This is a genomic window from Streptacidiphilus jiangxiensis, from assembly GCF_900109465.1.
Classification (GTDB): domain Bacteria; phylum Actinomycetota; class Actinomycetes; order Streptomycetales; family Streptomycetaceae; genus Streptacidiphilus; species Streptacidiphilus jiangxiensis.
This window is the reverse complement of record NZ_FOAZ01000068.1, coordinates 1-5,824: the sequence shown is the minus strand read 5'-3', so window position 1 is coordinate 5,824 and position 5,824 is coordinate 1. Positions and strand designations below refer to the sequence as shown.

Annotated in this window: 8 protein-coding genes, 1 tRNA gene and 1 pseudogene; all 10 read right to left on the bottom strand. The window is 72.2% G+C overall.

Annotated features, from left to right (window positions below; translation table 11 throughout):
- Window positions 1–429 (bottom strand): annotated as a pseudogene (locus BMY61_RS43350) (hypothetical protein); the annotation flags it as partial.
- A complete protein-coding gene (locus BMY61_RS43345; RefSeq protein ID WP_082015717.1) occupies window positions 426–665 on the bottom strand; it encodes a hypothetical protein in 240 nt (79 codons plus the stop codon). The pseudogene BMY61_RS43350 and the gene BMY61_RS43345, both read right to left, overlap by 4 nt.
- Before the next feature lie 45 nt (window positions 666–710).
- Window positions 711–787 (bottom strand) — tRNA-Ile (locus BMY61_RS43340).
- 261 nt (window positions 788–1,048) lie between these two features.
- Window positions 1,049–1,456 (bottom strand): hypothetical protein, encoded by a 408-nt coding sequence (locus BMY61_RS43335; protein WP_042461317.1) that lies wholly within the window; start codon window positions 1,454–1,456, stop codon window positions 1,049–1,051.
- Window positions 1,457–1,988: 532 nt separating this feature from the next.
- Complete coding sequence (locus BMY61_RS43330; protein ID WP_042461320.1) at window positions 1,989–2,216, bottom strand: hypothetical protein; 228 nt, start codon at window positions 2,214–2,216, stop codon at window positions 1,989–1,991.
- A gap of 112 nt (window positions 2,217–2,328) precedes the next feature.
- Window positions 2,329–3,117 (bottom strand): hypothetical protein, encoded by a 789-nt coding sequence (locus tag BMY61_RS43325; protein ID WP_075004318.1) that lies wholly within the window; start codon window positions 3,115–3,117, stop codon window positions 2,329–2,331.
- Between the two features lie 13 nt (window positions 3,118–3,130).
- On the bottom strand, window positions 3,131–3,550 hold the full coding sequence (locus BMY61_RS43320; protein ID WP_042461330.1) for a hypothetical protein: 420 nt from the start codon (window positions 3,548–3,550) through the stop codon (window positions 3,131–3,133).
- Window positions 3,551–3,571: 21 nt separating this feature from the next.
- Window positions 3,572–4,408, bottom strand: coding sequence for a hypothetical protein (locus BMY61_RS43315; RefSeq protein ID WP_042461333.1), 837 nt, complete (start codon window positions 4,406–4,408; stop codon window positions 3,572–3,574).
- 78 nt (window positions 4,409–4,486) lie between these two features.
- Window positions 4,487–4,678, bottom strand: coding sequence for a hypothetical protein (locus BMY61_RS43310; RefSeq protein WP_042461337.1), 192 nt, complete (start codon window positions 4,676–4,678; stop codon window positions 4,487–4,489).
- 22 nt (window positions 4,679–4,700) lie between these two features.
- On the bottom strand, window positions 4,701–5,824 hold a 1,124-nt coding region (locus BMY61_RS46965), incomplete at its 5' end, for a hypothetical protein (RefSeq protein WP_075004317.1).

Genomic DNA, 5,824 nt, shown 5'->3' with positions numbered 1-5,824 from the left:
GGGCTGGAGGCCGCCGAGGACGTCGTCGAGGGCGCGCAGGCCGGTCGGCAGACCCCGCACCACCACCGGCCCCGTGCCCGGGTCGGCGGCCGGGTTGGCCGGGTCGGCGGTCGGGTCGGGGTTGGTGGTGATGGGGGTGGGGGTGGTGGTGGGGGTGAGGAGGTCGTCCAGGGCTTCGGCGAACGGCGCAAGACGCCGCGACACCGACGGGGCAGCGGGCGCGGCCGGCGCAGCGGCCGGGACGGCCGGGACGGAGACGGCCGGCGCGGGCGCGGCCGAGGCGGCAGCGGGCGCGGGCGCGGCGCCGGAGGCCGCCGCAGCCGGCGACGGCGCCGAGGCGGGCACCGCGGTGTCGGCGGCAGCCGGGACGGCGGGCCCGGGCGGGGGCACGGGCGCCGCGCCGGGCGCAGCGGGCGGCGATCCGTTCATGCCAACTGAAGCCGGGTCGTCACGCCATGAGGCTGAAGGCTGAGCCAGTCACAACCACCCGCGATGTGCACCCCTCCGTCGTCTGCCTGGCGAGCGTTGGCAATTCCAAACGTGCGGTCAACGATCCGAGCCTCTTCAACAAAGCGGCCAAGTGCCAAGTCGCGATCCGCAAAGACCTCAAGGACCTCGCCGCCCTCCGATCGCTCGCCTTTCATCAAGATCCATACCGTCGTCATCGTCATTCCTCTACTGGGTCGGTGCGCCGGGCCCGAAACGGGGAGTGGTCCCTCTGGCCGGGGTCGAACCGGCGGCCACCGGCTTATTAAGACCGGCGCTCTGCCAACTGAGCTACAGAGGGGTTGCCGCGCCCCACCCTGGGGGGCGAAGGCGGGACGCGGCGGTGGGGCGGCCCGCATCGCTCGATGCGGTTCGGCGGCCCCAACAAGATCTATCCTACATGGCTTTTGATTATCTTGCAACGCCCAGCATTGCCCGCTTGGTCGTCGGAGCACCTGCGGGCGGAGCGCAGGACGGGGAGGCGGCGATCAACCCAGAGTGCGGAAGTAGGGCGTCATGGCGATCCGCTGCCGCCACATCGCGGCCGCCAGATCGGGGCGGCTCAGTCCGAGCTCATCAGCACATCGCTTTTGATCATATTGCATCGCCCCCTCGCGCTGGCGCGCCCGCCGCCCGCCGGCGAGGCGGTCCGCTCAGCCGGCCCCGCCGCCATCCAGCTCTGGCGCCGCACTCGATTCCCGCCGTCGATGCACCCGCGTACCTCTCCCCACCCCGGCGATCTCGGCCCTGCCCACCACAGTTCGTCTGCCGTCTCCGCCAGCTCCCCGGTCACCGTCTCCGTGCTCTCGCTCAGCCTCAGCCGCGCCAGCCGACTCCCATCTCCGTTGCCCAGCTCACCCCTGCTCTCCTCCCCTCTGCTCTTCCTCTCTTCCTCACCTCTTGCTCCGCCAGTCGTCCCGTCGCACCCCCCACCCCGCTCCTCCTCACCGTCTGCCAGGTCCTTCACCATCTGCCACCTTCGCCTCCGACTTCTCCGACCACCGGGAAGCTGGTCAGGGAGAAGTAGTCGGCGCGCCGCGGGCCATGGACAACGACTTCTGACCTGCACAGATGCCCGACGCGGCCGGGACGTTGACACAAGCTCAAGAAGCAAGCCGAAGTAGCAAGCCCAAGTAGCAAGCCCGAGTAGCAGCGTGCAGAAGCAAGTTCAGAGGCAACCTCCGCGACGGGCCCCGAACCGCGCGAAAAGGGTCGGGGAGGAGAGATCACCCCCCTTGTTCTGCCGCTGCGGGGGGTGAGATCACCCCCTCTCTCGGGAGACCGGCCTGCCCAGGGCTCCGGTTCAGCGCGTGCGCTCAGTGGAGGGTGGGGGTGATCTCGCCCCCCCTGCCGTCGGGGGGTGATCTCACCTCCCCAGGAGGCAGGGGAGGTAGGGGGGTGAGATCACCCCCACCCCGCCGCAGGCCGGGCGCCAGCCGCAGACTCGCTGCACGCAGTGAGCCTGCGGGAGAGGGTAACGGTGGTGGCGGGGCGCAGCGATCTCAGTGCATGTGCGCGTAGAGCCAGCTGGCTCCGAGGAAGGCGAAGAAGCCGAGCACCAGCAGAGCGAGTCGCTTGACGTCGTTAGCGTGGTGGGTGATCTGCTCCCCGGCGGGGGTGAGGCCGCCGTGCACGCGTTCGCGGTGGCCCGTGCGCTCGGCGTGGGCCTGAGCTCGGGAGCTGGGGGCCGAGGAGGTCCGGCACTGGGCGCAGGTGTAGACGTACGGCACGGCTCGGTGACCCCTTCGATGTGTCGTGGCCACCGAGCTTACGTGGAGCGGTAGATGAGTAGGTAGAGGTAGGCGGTAGGCGCTCTCACCTGCGTCTCTACCTCTACTGGGGTCAGAAGTGGCTACCGGGGGAGTGGTCTACCGGGTAGACGACCCCGTGGTCCTGGGCGGGGGTGCGGTCGGCGGCGTGGGCGTGGAGAGGGGTCCCCAGCAGGTCCTCCACGTCTCCTCGGTGGATGCCTGTGCGGTTCCTCCCCCGTACCTTGAGCTGGTCTCGGACGGGGATGCCGGCCCGGCGGCAGTGGTCCCGCAGGGCGGGCACGGAGAGGTGGAGCTGGGCCGCCAGGGTCTCCAGGTGCACTCCCTTGGTGCCGCCCGAGGTGTGGACATCGACCGCCTTGAGGATGGCGTCCGTCAGGCGCTCCGCCGCTTCCTTGGCCGCCTGCGCCGCCGCTGCGCTCTTCGGCTCGACCGTCGTCTCGCTCGGTGCCTCGTTGTCGGGGTGCGGGGTCGGCGAGACGGCCCAGGCCGCTGCGACCCAGAGCACTCCCCCGGCGGCCAGTACCTCCGGCCAGATGTGCCGCACTGCAAGGTAGGCGGACCAGCAGCTGCCGGCGATCACTCCGCACCGCCAGAGCTTTCCGTCGCCGTCCTCCCCCGCCAGGACCCAGGCCACGACCAGTCGGCCCGGCGCTACGAGTCGCTGGGCGAGGGCCTGGCTGCCGGTGAGCAGCGCCTGGAGCGGGTACAGCGGGTGCTCGAACACCGCGGTGATCTCCGCCCAGACGCCCGGGCGCTCTGCTTCTTGCTCTTCTCCGTCGTCGTGGTGCTCTGCTTCTTGCTCTTCCTCGTCGTCCTGCTCTTCCTCGTCGTCGACGTAGTCGTGAAGTGCGTCGGGCATGCCGGGCTCCTGGTCAGTGGAGGGTCGAGTCGGTGACGGAGGACAGCAATCCGAAGCCGTGGGTCCAGAACCCGCCGGCGCCTGCGGCGGTGGCCAGCAGCCAGAAGCCGAGGATGGCGGCGCGGCGGGGGGTGTGGGTGCCGTGCCACAGCCACAGCGCGAGGATTCCGGCGATGGCGCCCAGGCCGATGCCGAGCTTCTGCCCGGAGGCGTTGATCTGGTGGACCAGGTCGCCCGGGGCGGTCCAGTTCGCCGTGGTGTACAGCAGAGCCGCGAGGCCGCCGAGGGCGACGGCGGCGGGCCACTTGTGGGCTTTGCGGGCCTTCTTGCGGGTGCCGAGGAAGATGGCGGCGGTCACCAGCGCGGCGGCCCCTGCGGTGCCGAGGTCGCCCAGGATGGTGCTGGCCATCGAGGCGGCGGCGAGGGTGTTCACGAGAGGGGATCCCTTCGGTGGTCAGTGGTAGACGGCGGCGGCGACCAGGGCGCAGCCGAGCGGGGCGCGGAGGAGCCAGGCGAGGGGTGGCCACCAGTGCCGGGTCCGGCGGGAGATCCACCATCCGGCGGTGATCAGGCCGATGGCGGTGACGGCGGGGACCGCGAAGGTGGGGTCGACTGCGTGGGCGGCCATGAGCTGGCAGGCTTCTCCCCCTTCGCCGTAGGCCGCGGTGGTGGCGAGGGTGACCGCGCAGAGTCGCAGGGGCAGGGCGAGCATGCGGGTCAGTGCCCAGGTGCCGGCGCCGGCACCGAGAACGAGCACGGTCGCGGCGTAGGCGGCGGGGGCGATGTGGGAGCCGGCGAGCAGTTCGGCATCCCAGCGGACCATGCCGATGCCCCAGCCGATCGCCGTGGCGCTGGCGTCGTAGGCCAGGCGCCGGGTCTTCGGTGGGACGGCGTCCCAGGAGACCTTGGCTGCGGCGATGCGGTCCTGCCTCGGGCTGCCTGCGGCCGGCTGCGGGGCGGGCGAGTCCGGGTCCGGCTCGTCCTCCTCGGTGTCGTCGTCGTTGGGGGCTTCGGCGGAGGTGGGCTTGCGGCGGGCGGACCACCAGGGGCGCTGCTCCGGCTCCGGCGTGGTGTCGGGCTCGTCGGCCTCGGCCGGGGCGTCCGCAGGCTGGCCGTCCGCGGGTGTCTCGGGTCGGGACGTGCCGACGCTCGGCGGGTAGCTCGGCGGCATCGGGATCGTCGCCGGCGCGTCCTGCGGCTGGGGCGGCTCCGGGGCGGCTGCGGTCCGTCGGCTGCCCCAGGGCAGCGTGTGGTGGTCCGGCAGGTCCGAGGTGGTGTCGGTGGTGGTCACAGCGTCACTGCCTGCCTGGTGGGGTCGGGGTGCCGAGGGACGGTGCCGGGTGCGGTCGACCGACGGCGGGGTGGCGGGTCATCGCGCCGCCGACCAGGTGCTGGTCAGGATCACGAGGCTGGAGATCGCGGTGGTGGCGAGGGCGCCGGCGGCGAGGGCGTGGCGTCCGTGGGTGCGGATCGGGGGCCAGGCGAGCAGGACGGTGGCGGCGGAGGCTGCGGAGGCGACGTAGAAGAGGAGGGCCAGTAAGGCGAGGAACTGCGGGTGCATGGGGTGTCCTTCGTCGTCTGGGTCAGTCCCGGCGGCCTGCACCGGCGGGGATCAGGAGTCCGCTGTCGAGGGCGTCGAAGTGGTGCGGGGTCAGGGCGAGCTGTCCGCCGGACAGGAGCAGCTGGCTGGTGGCGCTGGGCCGGCTGACGGGCTGGCGGCCGCTGTTCGCGAGTTCGAGCGCGTCCTGGAAGTCGTCTTCGGGGGCCGGGGCGGTGGCGAGCTCGGCGTGGAGCGCCTCGGACTCGGGGTCGGCGGTCGGCTCCGGTGCCGGGATGCCGGTGCGCAGCTCGGCTCCCCACTGGCGGGCGGTGTTCTTGAGTTCGGTCGCCGCGCGGTTGCCGATCCCGGTCTCGGCGGCGATCTTGTTGATCGCCCACGTGAGGCCGCCGTTGTCATCCCACGGGGCATGCTCGACGAGCCAGAGCTTGACCTCGTTGGGGTCGCGGGCGGGGCGCTTCGTCATCCCGGCGTCGACCGAAGAGGCCCTGACCTGCTGGGATGCGCCGGGATGGCGGCGGGGATAGTGGCGGGTACGGGTGGTCCGGCGGCGGCCGGCCGTCGGGATGAGGGCGTCCTCGGTGAGGAGCTTGTCGAGGATGCGGCGGTTGAACTCGGCCGGGCTGTCGAACGTCATCCCGGCCAAGCGGGAGACGTGGGTGCGCATCTGCTTCCGGGCGGCCACCGCGGTCAGGTTGGTGGGCTCGGTGCATCCCGCGCGCTCGAAGGCGTGCTGGGTACGACGGTCGGCGGCGCGCTGGCGGAAGCGGAACCAGCCGGCGGAGAAGCGGCCGGCCGAGGCCGCGGCGTCCTGGGCCTGGCCCAGCTTGTACAAGCGTTCGGCGGCCGCGGAGATGCGGGCTTCGCGGGTGGCGTCCTCCTGCGAGATGTCCTGCTTGGCGGCCATGATCATGGCGACGCTCAGGGACTCGGCGGGGTGAAGGAGACGGACCAGGGCCAGGCGCCGGTCGGGGCGGCCGCGGTGGGCAGCTGCGGCCCGGCGTTCGTCGAGGCTGCCGATCTCCCAGAGGACGGCGGCCAGGATGGGCCACACGGCGCGGACGGTCGCGCCGAGAAGGGAACCGGCCTCGCTCGCGGAGAAGAAGCTGCTGATGGCCGCGAGGACCCAGAAGAGGATGCCGGACAGTC